This window comes from Arthrobacter zhaoxinii (assembly GCF_024385505.1).
GTDB classification, from domain to species: domain Bacteria; phylum Actinomycetota; class Actinomycetes; order Actinomycetales; family Micrococcaceae; genus Arthrobacter_B; species Arthrobacter_B zhaoxinii.
The window spans coordinates 178,533-196,965 of record NZ_JANFLT010000006.1 but is presented as its reverse complement, the minus strand read 5'-3'; the positions used below and the strand labels follow the sequence as shown (position 1 = coordinate 196,965).

The 18,433-nt window shown below is 64.2% G+C and carries 8 protein-coding genes; 4 read left to right on the top strand and 4 right to left on the bottom strand.

Annotated elements, in window-relative coordinates:
- Window positions 1-355 precede the first annotated feature (355 nt).
- On the bottom strand, window positions 356-6,817 hold the full coding sequence (locus tag NNX37_RS12345) for a DUF4011 domain-containing protein (protein WP_255793049.1): 6,462 nt from the start codon (window positions 6,815-6,817) through the stop codon (window positions 356-358).
- Window positions 6,818-7,324: 507 nt separating this feature from the next.
- Here NNX37_RS12345 and NNX37_RS12340 point away from each other — a divergent pair.
- From NNX37_RS12340 to NNX37_RS12325, 4 genes are all read left to right on the top strand, one after another.
- Complete coding sequence (locus NNX37_RS12340) at window positions 7,325-8,035, top strand: ribonuclease HI (protein WP_255793048.1); 711 nt, start codon at window positions 7,325-7,327, stop codon at window positions 8,033-8,035.
- Window positions 8,036-8,072: 37 nt separating this feature from the next.
- Window positions 8,073-9,329 (top strand): sigma factor-like helix-turn-helix DNA-binding protein, encoded by a 1,257-nt coding sequence (locus NNX37_RS12335; RefSeq protein WP_255793047.1) that lies wholly within the window; start codon window positions 8,073-8,075, stop codon window positions 9,327-9,329.
- 98 nt (window positions 9,330-9,427) lie between these two features.
- Window positions 9,428-12,280, top strand: a complete 2,853-nt coding sequence (locus NNX37_RS12330) for a PD-(D/E)XK nuclease family protein (protein WP_255793046.1) — start codon at window positions 9,428-9,430, stop codon at window positions 12,278-12,280.
- On the top strand, window positions 12,277-15,618 hold the full coding sequence (locus NNX37_RS12325; RefSeq protein WP_255793045.1) for a UvrD-helicase domain-containing protein: 3,342 nt from the start codon (window positions 12,277-12,279) through the stop codon (window positions 15,616-15,618). The genes NNX37_RS12330 and NNX37_RS12325 overlap by 4 nt, the downstream gene beginning before the upstream one ends.
- A gap of 85 nt (window positions 15,619-15,703) precedes the next feature.
- On the opposite strand, the gene NNX37_RS12320 is transcribed toward NNX37_RS12325, so the two are convergent.
- From NNX37_RS12320 to NNX37_RS12310, 3 genes are all read right to left on the bottom strand, one after another.
- The gene (locus NNX37_RS12320) at window positions 15,704-16,258 is read right to left on the bottom strand and encodes a hypothetical protein (protein WP_255793044.1); all 555 of its coding nucleotides are present in this window, start codon (window positions 16,256-16,258) and stop codon (window positions 15,704-15,706) included.
- Window positions 16,259-16,469: 211 nt separating this feature from the next.
- Window positions 16,470-16,727, bottom strand: a complete 258-nt coding sequence (locus NNX37_RS12315; RefSeq protein WP_255793043.1) for a hypothetical protein — start codon at window positions 16,725-16,727, stop codon at window positions 16,470-16,472.
- Window positions 16,724-18,388 (bottom strand): hypothetical protein, encoded by a 1,665-nt coding sequence (locus tag NNX37_RS12310; protein WP_255793042.1) that lies wholly within the window; start codon window positions 18,386-18,388, stop codon window positions 16,724-16,726. Before NNX37_RS12310 ends, NNX37_RS12315 begins: the two co-directional genes overlap by 4 nt.
- Between the last annotated feature and the right edge of the window lie 45 nt (window positions 18,389-18,433).

Below are 18,433 nucleotides of genomic sequence, written 5' to 3'. Positions count from 1 at the left end.
GGGTCCGGCCGCGGCCAAGCCAGAGCTACAGGAAGCCAAGACCACATCGGATTCACAGGCCAAACAGCATCAGCAGAAGGCCGTCGACTCGGATTTCACGATCGGCCAACAAGTAACCATCCTTGAAGGTCCCTTCAAAACCCTGGAGGCAAGGCTTGTCGAGATCAAACCCGACTCCGACCAGCTACTGGTCATGGTGACCATCTTCGAGCGAGAGATCCCTGTCACGCTTGGCTTCCATCAGGTCTCGAAGATCAAAGAGTCCCTTGGAACCCTGTTCTAGTTCCAGCTAAGGCGCTGGAACTAGAACAGGGCCCTTCGAGCCCCTACGCTGGTGGGCCAGCGGTTTCGCCCCTCACGCACCGCCGCGGCTGCCCGGCAGCAGTAGGCCGTTGCCCGTGATCCCCAGTTTTCTGGAATCAAGGGCGGCGATCAGCGCCTCGTCCAAACGCTGGCCGATGCCTTCGGTCACCCGCTTGCCTCCAAAGACCCTGACGGCCTGCCGCTTAAGCTCCTCCGGGGCCAGTCCGGCGGCATCCCGGCAGAGCTCAGCCATCGCATTGCCGATTTCCACCAGACTGACGTGCTCTATTTTCCGCGGCTCAAATTCGTCGGCTTCCCGGTACGCTACCCACGTTGTCGGATCCAACGATGTAGGCCAGACGAACTCGTCCCGATCCACACGGAACTTTTTACGGTCGATCAGCTTCAGGACGGAAGCTGCCCGCTGGCCGCTCACCTTGTTCAAGTCGAACTCGGCGCAGACCAGCTTCGCCAGCCGCACCGTATGAACGGGCCCCTCGGCTTCGACAATCGCCTCGAGCACGGCACGTACGGTTTCGCGGGCGCGGGGAGATGAGCCGAGGTTGTCCAGGTATTCGATGCCGCCGGTTCCCCGGTAGGACCACGGGACGTACGGCTGAGCGTTCGACACCGGAGCAGCCGGAGGAATCGGGACAGCCTTGACCACAGCGGGCTCGGGACGTGCCACGGGAACCGGCGCAACGACCGGCTCTTGCACCTCAATCTCGGGCTCCGCCAACAGGTCTTCGCGCCGGATTTCCTTCTCCAACCGGTCCAGCACCGCTGCCGAATCGGACAGCCACTCGGGCAGCCACACCCGCTGGACCGACGGCCACCGCAGCATCCGTGAAAGCACATCGGTGGGCAGCCCGTCCCGGTCCCCCACGGTCCCACGGGAGGCCCACACGGGCGAGTCCAAAAGGACCGCAATCAACGGACGCTCGGGCTCCTCGGGCAGCGCCACGCTGAGGTCCACCTTGAAGTCCGACAGTCCGACGTCGGTGGAGACCACCAGCCCGCGCTCACGCAGGGCATCGGCGATCTGTTCCCGGTGACGGTCCACGGCGGGCTTCCGCCGGCCGTCGGACGGCAGGGCGTCGGTACCACTGGCAGCGAGATCCAGGTAGCTGCGCAGGTGCTTGATACCCAGCGACGAGGTCTCCTCCGCCCGCAAATCGGACGGATCGAAGCTGGAGAACACGATGACCTGCCGCCGGGCACGCGTGACCGCTACGTTGAGCCTGCGTTCGCCGCCGCTGCGGTTCAGCGGACCGAAGTTCAGCGGCAGGTAGCCCCTCTCGTTTTTCGAGAAGCCGGTGGAGAACAGGATGGTGTCCCGCTCGTCGCCCTGAACGTTTTCCAGGTTCTTCACGAAGAGCCCGTCCGCCGCATCCAGTGCTTCGGCAATCCGGGGGTCGTCGGCGTCGCGCAGCAGCGACTCGATGTAGGCGCGTTGCTGCAGGTTGAAGGTCACCACGCCCACCGAGGGATACATCTGCGGCGAGGCGAGGAAGCGGCGGCGGATCTCCGCCACCACTGCTTCCGCCTCCACCGGGTTGGTCCGGAGCAGCTTGCCTCTGCCAGTGCGGTTGAAGTGCCCGCCGGTTACGCGGATGAAATTCACGCCGTACCCGTTCACGTCCGCACTGGCACTGCCGTGCACGGGTGCCGGGAAGGAGGAGAGCTTGCTGTCGTAGTACTGCTGGTTACTGAAGGCGATCAGCGATTCATCTTGGCTGCGGTAGTGCCAGGTCAGCCACTGCCTGGGTACCCGTGCCGATACGCATTCGGAGAGGATCGATTCCTCATCCGCCACCGTGTCCGCTGCGTCATCCTCTTCGTCGTCCCGGTCCAGACTGGTTTCGGCGAAGGAAGTGGGCGGCATCTGCTTGCTGTCGCCGACGACGACGACGGAACGTCCGCGGCCCATCGCACCAACGGCGTCGGCCACCCGAATCTGGGAAGCCTCGTCGAAAACCACCAGATCGAACAGGTCTGACCGTGCAGGGAAGAAGCGCGCCACGGAGTCGGGACTGACCAGAACGCACGGCGTGATGCGAGTAATCAGCTCACCGAAATTCTCCAGCAGGGGACGGACCTTCATCCCGCGCTTCGAGCCCAGCTGGCGGTGCAGCTTGCCCATCTGTCCTGCTTCAGACCGCGGATTGAAGCTGCGCTGCGCTAACACTTCCGCGGGCACAGCGGCCTTCAGCTGTTGGCGGATGGCAGCGGAGCGGGTGATGAAACGGTCAATCATCTTTTCGTGGCTGCGTGCCTCGAACCGGTCCAACCCCGTCGCCGCCGAACGCTCGTTTTGGGCGGCTAGGGCAAGGCCGCGTTCGAACGCACCGACCGCGTCGTCGGCAGGAATGCTCCCGGACTTGAGCTGCTCACGGGCGGCCCCCAGACCGGCACCGCTCAATGGCTCGAGTGCCTCGATGAAGTCCAGCCAGCGAGCAAGCGACGGCAGTCCGGGACGTTCGACGTCGCGGCCGCGACTGGTTTGGTTCCAACGGTCCAGCAAGGTGGAGCCGTCCAGCCAGATTTCGAGATCCCTCGGACCCACCCCGGCAGCATTGAACAGGTCAGCTGCAGCCTGCGCGAGGTCGGCGGCGGTCTTCCCCAGACTTTCCGGTACCTGCCCTGCCTTACGCAGGTAGGCGCGGACTACCTGCAGGAACGTCTGCTCGCCCGGCCTGCCGGTGACCTTGACAAGGTCCGACGCCCAACGGAGCCAGTGCACCCAATTGTTCAGCATCTGCAAGCCAGCGGCGGTCAGCGGGTTCCAGGACTCCGGCAACCGAACGCCCGGTACCGAAGCCGCCTGACCGGCCAGACCGCGTACTGCACTCTGGACGGTGAGCAGCGCGTCAGTTAGGGCTGGGATCTCCTTGGGTTTCACCACGACGCCGGGCCGGATGTAGCCCTCCAATTGGTCGCGTACCGCGATCAGGCGCTTCTTCCGTCCGAAGAAACCGGATTCCGCCGCAGCAACTGCCTGGGCGTGGAGATCTGCCACGGGAAGGTCGATGGCTTCGGGCACGACTTTGTCCAGTCCTGGATGGGCGGCACCGATAAAGGCCGTGACGTGGCTGCCCAGACCCTCTATCGCGTTGTTCCACCGGCGGGACGCCACTTCGTCCAGCAGATCCAGGTCCAAAGTGCCGGCGGACAGTACCTCCCTGAGCTTTCCGAGGTCGGCCACGGTGCGTGCCGATTCCGCCACCCGGGCAAATTCGGGATCCGCCGTGGTCCGGTCCAGAGCGACTTGGAACCGGCGGGCGGCGTCGCTTGCCGCCTCCGCCTTGGCTTTCGTGAGGGGGCGGGTGATGAACCCCCACGGCGTGCGGTCACCCGGAGCAGCTGGGTCTGCAACATCCGGAAGTTCGGCCAGCAGGCTCCGCAGCTGCTGCAACTGCTCGATGCTGGTCTTTTCGACAAAGGATTCCGGGACGGAGAGGGGTTCGGTTTCATCGCCGACGGCGAGTTCCTTGGTCCGGGCACTGTAGAGCGAAAGCTCGGCGTTGTTTTCGTCGTGGAGGCGTGCGGCGTAGCGGACGAGCCCGCGCCGTGCTTTGTTCAGCTCGCTCACAGCGGCGTCCAGGCCCTGGCGGTCCGGGTCGGCGTGGTGGTCCAGGGCACGTCGTATCTGTTCCCGGACCGCGGCCGGTTTGCTCCCCTTGTCATGTAGGTCCAACGCGAAGACCCCCATGCCGACGTCGTCGAGCCGCTTTTGGACGACCTCCAAGGCGGCGCGTTTTTCCGCCACGAAGAGGACCCGTTTCCCGTCGGCGACGGCGCGGGTCAAAAGGTTGGTGATGGTCTGGGACTTGCCGGTGCCGGGAGGGCCTTCCAGGACGAAGGTCTTTCCTGCCACCGCTTCGGAGATGGCCTGCAACTGGGATGAGTCGGCAGGGATGGGCACCCGTGCGGCGAGCTCGTCGAGGTCTTCACCCGTTTCCGTGGTGACCGGATCGGTGAACGGGTCAGTGGGCGTGGTGACCAGATGGCGGACCAAGGGGTTCTTGGACAGTTCTTCCCAATGCTCGTCCAAATCCTTCCAGAGCCGGAATTTGGCGAACTGCAGGATGGACAGGTCCACGGTCGGTTCCACCCGGAACGGCAGTCCCTTGGCCTGGACGGCAGACCGCACTGCGCCCAGCGCAGCGTCCAGATCGATACCTGAGTGGTCCTCCTCCGGATCCGCGAGCCCGGGGATTTCCATCCCGTGTTCCATGCGGAGCTTTTCGAGCAGGCAGTAGTTCGGCGTCGAGCCGCCCGTTTCGTCCAGGACAACCTCGTAGGGACCCTGTTTCGACGTCGGGTGCAGCTGCACCGGCACCAGAACTAGTGGGGAACGGAGTTCCTTCCCGTCCAGGCTCCACACCAGCGACCCCAACGCCAGATACAGGTTGTTCGCTCCCGTTTCCTCAATCAGGGTTCGGGCTTTGTAGGCCAGGCTGCGCATCCGCGACTGGTAGCCAGCCTCGGTGACGTCGGCAAACACGGCGTGGCGCTTGACCATCATGTCTGCCAGCTGTTCCTGCGGCAGGTCACGGCCGTAGCGAACGCCTCGTTCGCGCTGCATGGCGGCGACGTCGTCGGAGGCTGCCAGCGTGATCGGGGTTCCGGCACTGATCAGGTCCTCGAACTGCCCGATCCAGCTGTCCGGTACCGCCAGCGGGAAGCGTGCGGTCTTGGTGAAGTTGATCAACCGGTTCCGCAGGCTGAGGTCAAGCAGTGCGTTCTTCCATTGGCTGATACGTGGGGGAAGCTGCTTGGTTTCGGCCCGACTCTTGGATCCCCGACCGTTGCTTTGCGGAACGGACGGCATTTCCGGACGCGGGGGCGTGTACTCGTAGACCTCGACTTTTCCGTCCACGTTGGTGAGCCGAGCCGGGATGGGCCTGATACCGGCGCTGCGGGCGCCGAAGATATCCACTACCCCGCGGACCTCGTCCATCTCTCCGGTCAGGTATCGCTTGTACGCGGCGTCGTGCACGTCCTGCGGTCGGAAGGTTTCACCACCGTCCGTGACCATCGTGGATTCCATGAGGCGGATGTTGCCCATATCCACTTCGTTGACCAAGTAGGTCGCCTCTTCCAGTGCAGGAGTCTGGAAGTTGCGTTCATCGCGCCAGTAGCCAACGAAAATGTGTCCGTTCATCAGCCACAGGTTTGCCTGCAGCCCGGCGAACTCCAACGCCGCGCTCAGGATCACCGTGGTATCCATGCAGGTGCCGAACTGGCCGCTGAGGACCTGCTCCGGGGTCCGGATCCGCTGGGCGTGCTGGCCCCAGGACGGAGCAGGCTCGCTGTACCGGATGCCGCGGTTCTGGACCGCCCGGAAGATAGCCCAGGCAATCGCGTCGGCGCGTTCGGATCCGGACTGGTAGCCGTTCAACGCGCTGTTTCCGGTCTCTGCCTTCAAGAGGCCGGATGCCTCAGAACAGAGCTTCGCGATTTCCGGATGGTTGGGTTGGACGAAAGCGGCGAGGGATTCCAACGCCAGCAATCCGCTCCGCAGCTTCCAGTGCTGCGCTCCGAGCAGTTCAATGTCCCGGCTGGCGGACGCCACGACGTCGCTATCCACCTTGAGCTCGGCACTGACGGTGCCCTGCTGGCGGTCTTCCAGCTGCAGCATGGCTGCGGGATCGCCCTGCAGATTCGGGCTGGACAGGGTGATGGAACCACCCGCGGGAATGTCCAGGTAATGCTCGCTGGTCCGGGATACAACGCCTATTTCGGCTGTGAGGTTGAGCTGCAGTACTGCACCGCGGATTTCAGGGCCGGGGTTCGCCACGACGAGGCGGTTAATGACCTGCCCTCCGTTGTAGGACATGGCGTAGCTGACTTCCGAGGCAGTCTCGAGGGTGATGGTGGTTCCCTGCGGAGCATGGACCGTTGGGGCCGGCGGCAGTGGCACTTCTTCTTTGTCCAAGGACAAGGGGACGGGGACCACAGACGAGGGTACGGCTTCCTTATCCAAGGACAAGGGGACGGGAGCCACAGACGAGGGTACGGCTTCTTTATCCAGGGACAAGGGGACGGGGGTCGGGACGGCAGCGGGAGCCGGAACTGCCGTGCTAGCTTCCCGAAAGTCCTTGAGTAGCTGGTCGGCTGCCGCAGCCTGCTTGTCCAACCGCATCCACCGCATCAACCGCAGGGACGTATCGATGGCCCGGACGACGTCGTCGTCGGAAAACGGCTCGTTGTGGGCCCAGTTGTTTCGGACCTGGCGCAGTTCCTTGGCGTAGGCACCGGCCTCCTGCGGGAGAGCGAACGGATAGCCCAGCGGCCCCAGGCGTTCGGTGAGTATGCGGAGCTGGGTCTGGACGTCATTGGCCTTATACGTCTTGAGGCCGCGGCCCGCCAATTCATCCTTCTGGGACAGCAGCAACGGCCAATCGACTCCCGGCGAAACTTCAGCCATCGCCCGATCGATATAGGGCTCCAGCCCCTTGGACAAGATTTCCAGGATTCGCCCGATGAACTCCCGGTTGGATAACGCCATGCCACTTCCCTACGCTTCGAGCGACCCCTCCCCTGGCGCCGCTTTGCCAGAATATACCGCTGCCGACACACTCCCGGTTCATTCATACGCATCTAAGACGGGTGGCTATTCGCTCGTAGTGTTCCCGGTTCCTTTCTCCATGCACGGGGTTTCCCGCCCCAGCTAATGGACTTACAAAAATTTAGCTTCGCAGGTTACAAAAAGTATTCAGCTACCTCCGTTCAGAAAATGTCAGTGCCGGGACCTACTGTGATCCGTGTCGCAGCAATTCCGTCCCGGCATCAGGAGGCAGTTATGAGTTTTCCCGTACCCGTAGCACCGGCTCGGCCCTTCATTTCCGCCGCCGATACCGTTGCGGCCCGAAGCGGTATCTCTGTGCGTGTATCACCGAAGCACGGGTTGCTGGTCTGGGCTGTTGTCAGATCGCAGGGCAGCCAGGTTTCAGCAGTTCAGTCCGGGATTTGGAATCCTTCGTGTCCCGACGGACAGCCGAGTCTTTACGGCACTGTGCGCCAGGCAGTGAACTACCAGCTCGAAGCCGGCGCCCAGGAGATCTACTGCGACGACGAAAACACTGCAACCAGCCTCCAGGCCCTGGGGGTGTCCGCCAGCTTCCAGTACCCTCCAGCCGTCGCCATCACTGCCCTGGACGAGGCAGTCGCCGTGGAAATCAACGGCCGGTTCGCACAACTGACCATCACCACCGATTCGTCGCGTGGAAAGTGCTCTCCCTGGCTCGGGCACGGCTGGGTACTGGACTTCGGCAGGGAAGCACGGGTGAAGCCGGGGCAGAAGGTCTCCGAGGGAGACAGCATCCTCGAAGGCGAGCTACGGTCAATCAGATTCGGCTTGCAGGCTGCCCGCGGTGTCTATTCATCGGCTTTGCAGGGCGGCACCGCCATCACTGTTCGGTCGGACAGCCAGCTGGCCCTCCGCATGCTCACGGAACCAGGTTTCGCACCGCCGTCGGCAAGCCGCTTTTGCCGCGAGGAAGTAGCTCGCATCCTTGGATACACACGCGACGCCCAGGTGCGCTTCCTGTGGGTCAAAGGCCACAGCGGCGACCCGCACAACATGGCAGCCGACCGATTGGCCGTGCTTGCCCGAAGGTCCCGCGAGGCCGAGCTCAGCTTCGAAGAGGTACAGCGCCTCGCAGCGATGGCTCATGAGGACGTGTTGAACAATATCCGGCGTTCCAGCATGGCACTGGCAGCCTGACCACATTTCTCATCAACGTCAAGAATTAGGGGATCCCATGACCCAGGCATCACAGACAACTTCACTCAGTCCCTCGCGCCCTACCGCCCAGGAGCGAGACGCGGCCATGGTGCAGAGGTACATCGAGGGGGAAACCCTCGAAGCCATCGGCGCCGACCACGGCGTTACGCGGGAACGCGTCCGGCAAATCGTCAGCAAGGTAGGTGGCAGCATGGCGGCCGAGTCCCGCAAACGCCGGCTGGAAAAACGGGAAGCGGAAACCAAAGCCGCCTCCCAATCTTTCATGGAATCATACGGAGCAGTGGCGCGGACTGCCGCTGCAACCGGATCGACCCGCACGGAAACGGTCCTGAGACTGTCGATCCTTTTTCCGGAGATGGACAAGGACTTGGCGGAGTCGACCCTTCGGGATTCGAGTATCCGGTTTGATACCCGGGCTCAGGACATATTCTCCAAAGCCGTTGTTGAAGCGGGCCTGTACTACCTTGTGGGCGCCGAGCTGGGTCTGGCTCCGGACCCGCACTTTGCAGCAGCCAACCTGGACCTCGACATGATGACAGAGCTGGTCGCCGTCCTCCAGCAAGGAACAGCAACAGAAGAAGACATCGCAACTATTCTCGGAATCATCGGCGCTGCCAAGCGCCACATCGCCGAGCATCCAGAAACGACGATTACCGGGTCGCGCTATGACGAACTACGGGATGAACTTGTCCCGGCGCTCGGTTGGGAATCCCGTCAGGGTGCGTCTCCATGGCCGCCGACCCGGCAAACCGTCATGGGAAGGTACACGTATTGGAATGCCGCTCTGGAATCCATAGGTCTGGCTGCTTCCAAAACGGGACGGCCGCCGGGGCTGGTCAAATTCTCTGAAGCCCTCTATCAGAAGGCTATTCGCGATTTCGTCAGTGACATGAACCAGACGGGTTTGCATCCCAGCCATGACAAATACACACAATGGTCCGCCGCTATGAACGCGGTGGGTCGGGAGTATCCGTCTTCATCGAGCATTCGCAACTATTTCCGTAACTGGACCGCTGCCCTTCGGTTCGCACAAAGTGAGAGCGATTCCCACTCCGGCTCGGAACATAGCCAGCCCGAAACTCCTGCGGAAACGGAAGATGACACCACGACGTGTCCTAGATGTTCCCACGATGCCTGGCCGATCGTCCGTGGCCTATGGGCGCACGACCCGGATAACCCTGAACCCAAGGTGTGGCGGGCTGGCTGCGTGGTCATTTCTGATGACCCCAGAACATGGCACTGCATGAACAATGCCTGCGGCTATGAATGGTAATTCTCCAAACCTGTGCAAGCCGCAGCTAAGACATCAGAACCTACTGCTAGGTTGAAGAACACTTAATAACAAGGGGGAGTTAATTGAGTACGGATTCATTGAGTACTAGCTCTGTGCTGGAGGGCCATTCGTCCACGCAGACTTACACCAGCACACCGGAGGCACTGCAGGCCCTGGCCGAAGCAGTCACCCAGGCTCAGCAGGGCAAACCGCTGCAGCCGGTAACCGTCCTGGCACCCAGCTGGGCAGCCGCACAGGACCTAGCCCACTATCTGGGCCGGGTTCTGAGCGACGGCCGCGGCAGCGCCGCCGTCCGCACCACAACATTGGCTGACCTGGCCGAGGAACTCGCCGCCACCGACGGGCAGCTGGCCGGCCGCGCTCCGCTCCCGGCGATGGTCCGCGAAGGTGCCGTCACCGCCGTACTCGCCGACGCACCCGGACTGTTTGCCGAGGTCGCCGACCAGCCGGCCACCGCGCGGGCGATCGCCGCCACCTCCGCAGCCCTGGACGCAGCCTGCCCCGATACCCTGACCGGCCTGTCGCCGCTGGTGTGCGAGGTTGCCCGCGTCCACCGGGCCGCCGCTGGGATCCTCGGCGGCAGCTGGTACACCAGCCATGACCTCTACTCCGCGGCTGCCACCGCACTGCAGACGCCGCGGATCCGCAAACTTCTGGGCCCGGTGATCGGTTTCCAGCTCGCCGAGGAGCAGGACCCGTCCGCCGCAGCCTTCCGCGCCGCGCTGGAGCAGCAGGCAGGAACCGCGTACCTCACCGCCATGCCCTCCCCCGCCCCGGGCGAGGAGATCCTCAGCGCATCCGACGCCGACGACGAGGCACGCGCCGTCGTCCGCTTGGTCATCGAGAAGCTTCGAACAGGCACACCGGGCCACCGGATCGGAGTTTTCTATTCCGCCGCCGAACCGTACCGCGCCCTGCTGGCCCAACGCTTCGACGAAGCCGGCATCAGCTTTGCCGGGCCGTCCGCACTCGCTCTTGCCGATACCGGGCTGGCCCGCGGGCTGGGCAACCTGCTTCACCTGGATCCGGCGAAGCCCGATGTCCGGGTGATTCTGGATGTGATGTCGCAGGGCGTCCTGCACTGGCGCGAGGGAAACCTGCCCAGCAGTGCCGTCTGCGAGCGCCTGCACGCCTCTCCCCCAGCCGAGCAGGAGGAAGCGGATGAAGACCGCGAACCGACCGAGGCAGAGCAGAAACGCCAGCAGGACTACGCCCAGTTCACCGGCTTCGTCGGAGTCCTGGGCGAACGACTGGCCGAGGTCTTCACCGCCCGGACCTGGACGGAGGCCGCCGGGACCCTGGCGGAGTTCGTCACGGAATTCCTGGGTCCACGGTCCGAGACGGAACGCCCGGAGCTGGCGAAGGCCCGCAAAGCCCTTGATGAGGTGGTCCGCGACCTCGGGCTGCTGCACGGGATTGCCCCGGCACCCTCCGCTGCGGCGGTACGCGCCGCCGTCGCCCAGGGCATCGAGGCCCGCCGCCTCCCGACCGGCAGCATCGGCACCGGGGTGGTCCTGGGTTCATACGACGACGGCGTGGGCCGCGATCTCGACGTCGTCTTCATCACCGGTGCGGCGGACGGACTCGCTCCCGCCCGCATCCGGGAAAACCCGCTGCTTCCCGACAGCGCCGGCCATCTGCTGGCGGTAAAGCTGCCCACCATCCACGAACGATCCTCCGCCCGGCGGGAACAGTTCCGGCAGCTTCTCGCCACCGGCACCGAACGCACCATCCTGTTTCCCCGCGGCAACCTGCGCGCCGGCGGAACCCTCCAGGCCTCGCGCTGGCTGGCCGGCACCACGGTAACGGATCTGCCCTCCTTCGCGCACGGCCTGATGCACGGCTCCCCCACGGGTGTGGCCGCCACGGGGCAGGAATGGCGCGTCCGCCGGCTCCTGAGCACCGGGTCGCTGACCGGCGACGCTGTGCTGGCCACCGTGTCCGAGATCCGGACCGACCGCCGGAACGGGACCTTCTCCCGTTTCAACGGAAACCTCACAAGTGTCTGCGGACCGATCATCGATCCGCAGAGGGCCATCTCGCCCACCAACCTTGAGGACTGGGTCATCAGTCCGCTGGCCTACTTCCTGCGCCGTGTCCTGCGCGCCGAACTGTTTGAGGACGTGACCCTCGAGGTCCAGATCAGCAACCTGCAGCGCGGCAACCTGATGCACAAGGTGCTCGAGGACTACGTCCGCGGCCTGACAGACGGCAGCCAGACAGTGTCTTCCGAGCGGCTGCTGGAAATTGCCGAAGCAGCCTTCGAGTCCACCACCAATCCTGCCTGGCTGCTGCACACCTGGGACCGGGACAAATCCCGGATCCGCACCGACCTGCAAAAGGTCCATGATTCGGACCAGCAGGCACGCGAGAACGGCTGGCAGCATCTCTCGGTGGAAGCCGAGTTCGGCGCCGAGGACGGTGAACCGCCGGTGGAACTGGACCTGCCCAACGGCAGCACCGTCCGCTTCCGAGGCAAGGTGGACCGCGTGGACCGGCATTCCAGCGGCCAGGTGCTTGTCATTGACTACAAAACGGGCAAGGCGGACAAGTACAAGAAGTTGACCCGCGAGGATCCCACCGCGGGCGGCACCCGGTTCCAGCTGCCGGTCTACGGCCTGTTCGCCCGGCGGTTCTCCACCGATCCCGGCGCGGAGGTCCGCGCCGAATACCGGTTCATCACCGCCGACGGGAAGTACGAACGCGTTGGCTATGAGGTGGGGGCCGACGTCGAAACCCGGCTCCGCGAGGACGCCGGACTGGTCATGGCGGCACTCCAGGCCGGGATCTTCCCGCCCCGGCCCGAATCAGACCGCTACACCAACCACACCACCCTGATGGGCGCCGCCGGAGTGCGGCACACCTGGGAGCGGCTCAAGGACGACCCCGCCCTCAGCGACTATTCCCGCTTCTTCCAGGAGGAAAAATGAGCCAGCCGACAGTCACACCCTCCCCGGACACCGCGGGCAGTACTAAGAAGCCCCTGCAGGACAAGCAGGCCCGGAAAGACATAGCCGAAAAACTGGGCACCACCGTGTTTGTGGAGGCCGGTGCCGGCAGCGGCAAGACCCATGCCTTGGTCGGACGCATTGCCGCCCTGGTGGACGGCGGCGTCGACATCGGCGGCATCGCGGCCATCACCTTCACCGAGAAGGCCGCCGGTGAACTGCGGGACCGGCTGCGCAGCGAGCTGGGCAAGACCGACGGGTTGGACAGTACCGGGTCCGAACGGCGGAATACGGCGCTTGACCGGCTGGATGCCGCGCCCATCGGGACCATCCACTCCTTCGCTGCCCGGCTGATCAGCGAATACCCCATCGAGGCCGGGGTTCCGCCGCTGATCACTGTGGTGGACGAGCTCCGCTCCCAGATCGCCTTCGAGCGCCGGTGGGAAGACGCGCAGCAGGCGCTGTTCACCGATCCGACGGCCGACGCCGCGCTGCGCGTGCTGCTCGCCGTCGGTGTCACCCTGGACCAGCTGCGGAAGGTCGCCGCTGCCCTGGACGGCAACTGGGACCGGCTGCGGACCCACCCGCCGCAGCGGCAGAGCGTTCCGGTGCTCGACGTCGGGCCGCTGCTCCGGGCCGCCGAGCTGGTGCTCGAACGAAAGGCCGACTGCACCGACCCTGCGGACAAGCTGATGGCGCGCTTCCCTGTCGTGGAGGAATGGCGGACCCGACTGCAGGAAGTCGCCGGCTCCGGAGATCTCGGCCGCATCATCGACGTACTGAACGCCCTGCCCTCCACCGGCTACGCCAGGAAGGGTTCCAAAAAGAACTGGGGCGGCGACGTCGAAAGCGTCCAGGAGCAGTTCCTGGCACTGGTCGAAGAGCGGAACGGGCTCATCGCCGGCTTGGTTTCCCCGGCGGTCAACACGGTCAGCGCGGTCTTAGCGGATGTCCTGCTTACCGCAGCCAATGCGCGGCAGCGCAGCGGTGAACTGGAGTACCACGACCTACTCGTCCACGCCCGTGACCTGCTGGTGGGTGAGACGGAAGCCGACGCCCCCGCGCGGCTGCCCCTGCACCGGCGCTATACCCATCTCATGCTCGACGAGTTCCAGGACACCGACCCCGTCCAGGCTGAAATCGCCGTCCGCCTCGCAGCGGACACCGCCTGCGGCACCGACGGCTGGGAAGACCTCCGGGTTGCCCCGGGGCGTCTGTTTATGGTGGGCGATCCGAAGCAGTCCATCTACCGTTTCCGGCGCGCCGATATCGCCACGTTCCTCGCCGCGCGGGCCCGCGCCGAGGCGGATCGCGGCTCCCATGTTGCCGCACTGCAGACCAACTTCCGCTCCACCGCGCCCCTGCTGGACTGGATCAACACGGTGTTCAAGAAGCTGATCATCGCCGACGGAACCGTCCAGCCGGCATATTCCGCCCTGGTTCCGGACCCCGACCGGCCGGACTGGAACGACGACGACGGGCCCGCCGTCGTCGTACTCGGACGCAAGGACGCCGCTCCGGATGAGAATGGCAAGGTCAGCGCGGCAAGCCGGAACCGGCAGGAAGCCGCCGACGTCGCCACCGCTATCCTGGTGGCCACCGGCAGCGGCGGCACGGACGCCTGGCAGCATCAGACCGGAAACAAGAACGACTTTGATCGGCGGCCGCTGGAGCTGCAGAACGTCTGCATCCTCCTGCCCACCCGCACCGCACTGCCCTACTTGGAAGACGCGCTCGACGCCGCCGGCATCGAGTACCGGGCCGAAGCCTCCTCTCTGGTCTACGCCACCCAGGAGGTGACCGATCTGCTGCTGGCGCTGCGGACGCTGGCCAACACTGCCGATCAGGCGGCCCTCGTGCTGGCCTTGCGCTCGGCGCTCTTTGCCTGCGGCGACGACGACCTCTTCCGCTGGAAGCAGGCCGGCGGAGCCTGGAACCTGTGTGCACGGGTGCCGGAGGGGCAGGAAGACTCACCTGTGGGGAAAGCCCTGGGCTACCTTCGGTCCCTGCACCGGGAACAGCAGCTGCTCTCCCCGGCCGAGCTGATCGAGCACATCGCCGCCGACCGACGGGTGCTGGAAGCGGCAACCGACACCCCGCGCTACCGCGATGTGTGGCGGCGGATCCGGTTCGTGATCGACCAGGCGCGGGCCTGGTCCGAGGCGACCCACGGCGGCCTGCGGGATTATCTGGCCTGGGCGGCCTCGCAGCAGGAGGAAAACGCCCGCGTCAAGGAGGCCATGGTCCCCGAGACGGATATGCAGGCGGTGCGGATCATGACCATCCACGCGTCCAAGGGCCTGGAATTCCCGATGGTGATCCTGGCCGGCGCCGGCTCCGCTCCCATGCACTCGTCCGCCCCCGCTTTGTGGGACGCTGCCGGCAATGTCTTCGTGCGCTTCCGCAAAGAGATTGAGACGCACGGCTATGAAGAGGCCGCGGGAGCGGAGAAGGCGTTCCAGGACGCGGAACGCCGGCGACTGCTCTACGTGGCCTGCACCCGAGCCGAGAGCCATCTGGTCGTCTCGCACTACAACGGGTCGCCAAGCAGTCTTAGCGGCCTGCTGGCCAAGGAGAACACCTCCCTCGAGCTGGCCCCGGATCTGGAACTGCCGGAAGATCTTCCGCCGCTGCACAAGGCACAGACCTCGGCCGATCCGGTGCCGGAGTTTGCCGACTGGCTGAGCTCGAGCACCGGGTGGGCCGCGGAGTCGGCCCGGGAATCCCGTACCTCGGTCACCGCGCTGGCGAAGGCCAGCGGCGCCGGAGTCACGACGGATTACGGAACGGCAGATACGTTCTCGATTCCTGCAGGGGCGGAGGAACGGCTTCCCGGGTTCGGCGGTAAGCCGGAGGAACATGGAACGGTGTTCGGCACCGCGCTGCACCGTCTGCTGGAACTCACGGATCTGAAGCTGTCGCCGTCGCTCCCCGGTCTGGCAGCCAATGTCGCCGCCGGTGCGGGGCTGCGCAACGCTGCCGACCTGGAGGCGTCCGCCCGGGCGGCCCTGGAGAGTGCACCGGTCCGTCGGGCTGCCGAACGTGAACACTGGCTGGAGCTGCCGGTTGTGGTGCCGGAGACCGGCCACACCGTGGAGGGCATCATCGACCTGATGTACCGGGAGGATGACGGCACTCTGGTGGTTGCCGACTTCAAGACCGACATCAGCGTCAGCGAAGAGCAGGCCGCTGCGTACTGGCGGCAGCTGGGCGCGTATGCCACGATGATCCGCCGGATCACGGGTGAAGAGGTCAGCGAACTCGTGCTGATTTTCTGCCGTGCGAGCGGTGCCGAGGTTCTGCGGCGGACCCGCGGCTGACACCGGGCGCATTGCCGCTGGTGGATGAACGACGAAGCCCTCCAGCATCCTGTCGGATGCTGGAGGGCTTCGCTGCTGCGGGTGTTTACGCCGCGACGGAGGCCGAATCTACTAGAGACAGGCTTCCTCGCGCGTCTCTGGTCCAGGTCGACCCGTTGCTGTCAGTGAACGTCAACGACGCCGAGTAACCGGAGTTGCCCAGAAGAGGCGCAGCCTCGTCGCCCTTTAGGAGCGTCATGAACCGATCGTCCTTCCGGTCAGACATGAAGTAGCGTCCAGGCGCAAGAATGGCTGCACCCTTTTCAACCAAGGCTATCGGGGCCCCGCCTTTCGCCCGGCCGGATTGGCGGGAGACTTTCAGCTCGAATACCGGTGCCGGCGACGTATTCGCGACAACGAATCCCCAGACCTGCTTACCCTCTTCGGTCGTCATAATAGCCGGCCAAGAGACGATGCCGGAGGCCTGCTGCTGATTTTCGTCTGCGACCGCACGCAACTCGCGCTTCTGCTCGATGCGGAGCATTTCCTGCGCCTGATCCAACGCATTGTTGGCTTGCTTCGTTTGGTTGGCGATGAAGAACAGCGCCCCCACAGTACCGATGGCGGACAGAATTTCCGCCAGTTTTACAATAATATCCATTTGTCCCCCATTTTTGAGGCTAAGCCGCAAAGAAGTATCGCGCACCTAACCGTATACTTGCATAGCTTTTATAGCAGGACGAACACTAATATTCAAAAGCGTAGCCAAAACACGGTTCACCGTGAATTGAAAAGCACACTTCGCAATTTCACATTCTTCAGAATTCTCGTGCCCGGCGGCTGCCCTTCACACGGCGTACGGCGGGCAGCGCTTAAAGCTCCCCGTGGCTGTCGACGTGTCCGGCAAAGTCCCCTTCGCAGAGGGGCAGATGAACCTCGCAGATCCGGGCCAGCGTCAACACGTAGTGGCGCACGCAGAACACTTCAGCGTCTCTCCCGTCAGCCAGCTCCTGGGCGACGAAGTGCGTCGGCGGATCGACGCAGACCGACTCCGGCCACAGACATCTCAGGGAACCAAAGTCTGCCGCCGTCCCGGTACCCGCCGTAGTGTCATCCTTCGTCCCAATCATTCGCTGTTCTCCTTAATCAGCTCAGCGAGGGCTTTCATTCCCTCCCGCATTTCTGTGTGCGTCAGCCGGTGGTCATCATCAAGCCAGTTCGCCCATCTCGTCTGGAACCGATATTCCAGGTCGAGCCGCTCCTGGCGGCTGCTGTATTCCCGCGCCGCAATCTGCGCCGTTGCCCCGTCATGGTCGGTGCTTACCTCGAGCATGGTGCCGACGGCCGGAAACGCCATGCACACCCTGGTGCCGTCAAGATGGAGGAGAAACCAGGTGTTCATCCTGACCGGCGCTCCGACAGGCATCAGGTACGGCTCAAGAGAGGCGAAATCCACGCAGTTCGTGCCCAGAAAAGACTCCAGGGTTTCCCCGTCCATGGCGGTTGACAGCGAGGAATTCCACGAATGACCTTCATGGTCGCCTTTTCGCCAGTCCAGAACGTTGACCCATGGAAAAAAGGTCTGCGTTGAGTACCGGACTTTTACCCCTGGGCCCGATATCCGCTCATACGTGTGCTCCTGAAGTACCGGCAGTCTTTCCTCTGCCAGCATGAACGACACATCATCAAGCACATGGACGCTAATCGGCGCGTTGTGATCCCCCAGGGACCTCTTCAGCCAGGTGTGCAGCTCCAGGGCAGACTCGAACTGCGACGTGCCCGTCTCGTGGTCCTCGTAGCTGACGATATTGTGCTCCATGCGGTACAGCCGCGCTTCGGGGTTGTTGCCCTCCCAAGGCTGCTTCGGAGTCCGGCGTCCTTCCGGGACGGAATGCTGCAGGACCCACTGGGCCCAATCGGCACCGTGGGCACCCACCCCCTCATCCACACCCGTATCCGGGTCCACATAGGACTGCAGCTCCCCGTCGACGGCGCACAGCATCTCCAACGGTCCAACCTGTTCGGTCGTCGGGTAAATCACTTCGTACAAGTGCTTGGAGCTGCGGGCCCACGCGACAACCGGCCGGGTATCCCCGATGTCGTCGCTGTAGGGCAGGTTAAAGTCGTTCCAGGCGAGTTCCGCCCCCTTGGGTGCGGACAGCTTCCCGCGGACGTGGGCCTGCATCCAGTCACGAATCTGCGTCTGCCGCCCATACGCCGCGCCGCTCATGCTGGACGTTTGCCGCACGTTTTTGCTGTTGAGGGAAACACCGGGGACTGCCAGCACCGCAGCCAGGTCCTGCGTGAAGAAGGCGGTCCGGATGTGCTCAATGGTTCCCGGCACGCCTGGGTGGCTGACGAGGGCAACGTTGCCGTCGGTGCCGAGAAGAGAGGTCCGGTGGAATGACCCCATGTCTTCGTCCACCACCATCGGCGTCTGCAAATAGCTGGCCAGAGCCGCCAGTGTGGGGTAGCTCCGCCGGCCAAGGTCCAGATGCATGTTGTGCCGAGAGAACACGAAGAGGGAGAACTTTTCCGGTGTCCATCCGGGCTTTTGGAAGACGTCATATCCGGTCGACTCGCCGATGGTGTCGTTGTACCAGGACACGTTGCCGGAGTAGGTGGCATCCCCGTTGTCCTCCACAGCGAAGGTCACCGGCCAGGGGTCGACGGGCCAGCGCAGGTGCGGGCCGTCCGTGTTCGGATTGTTCATGGACTCAACGATGGGCCGAACCCTGGCCCATTCACGGGCAGGAATCCAGACGTCGTAACGGGTTGTCGGGTCAGGCATAGGTCGATATCACCGTCTCCCGGCGACGGCCTGTTGTAGCCGCCT

Excerpts from the sequence above, each read along its gene's own strand:
- NNX37_RS12345 (WP_255793049.1), bottom strand. The coding sequence starts at position 6,817 with ATGGCGTTATCCAACCGGGAGTTCATCGGGCGAATCCTGGAAATCTTG.
- NNX37_RS12310 (WP_255793042.1), bottom strand. The coding sequence starts at position 18,388 with ATGCCTGACCCGACAACCCGTTACGACGTCTGGATTCCTGCCCGTGAA.
- NNX37_RS12315 (WP_255793043.1), bottom strand. The coding sequence starts at position 16,727 with ATGATTGGGACGAAGGATGACACTACGGCGGGTACCGGGACGGCGGCA.
- NNX37_RS12320 (WP_255793044.1), bottom strand. The coding sequence starts at position 16,258 with ATGGATATTATTGTAAAACTGGCGGAAATTCTGTCCGCCATCGGTACT.
- NNX37_RS12335 (WP_255793047.1), top strand. The coding sequence starts at position 8,073 with ATGACCCAGGCATCACAGACAACTTCACTCAGTCCCTCGCGCCCTACC.
- NNX37_RS12325 (WP_255793045.1), top strand. The coding sequence starts at position 12,277 with ATGAGCCAGCCGACAGTCACACCCTCCCCGGACACCGCGGGCAGTACT.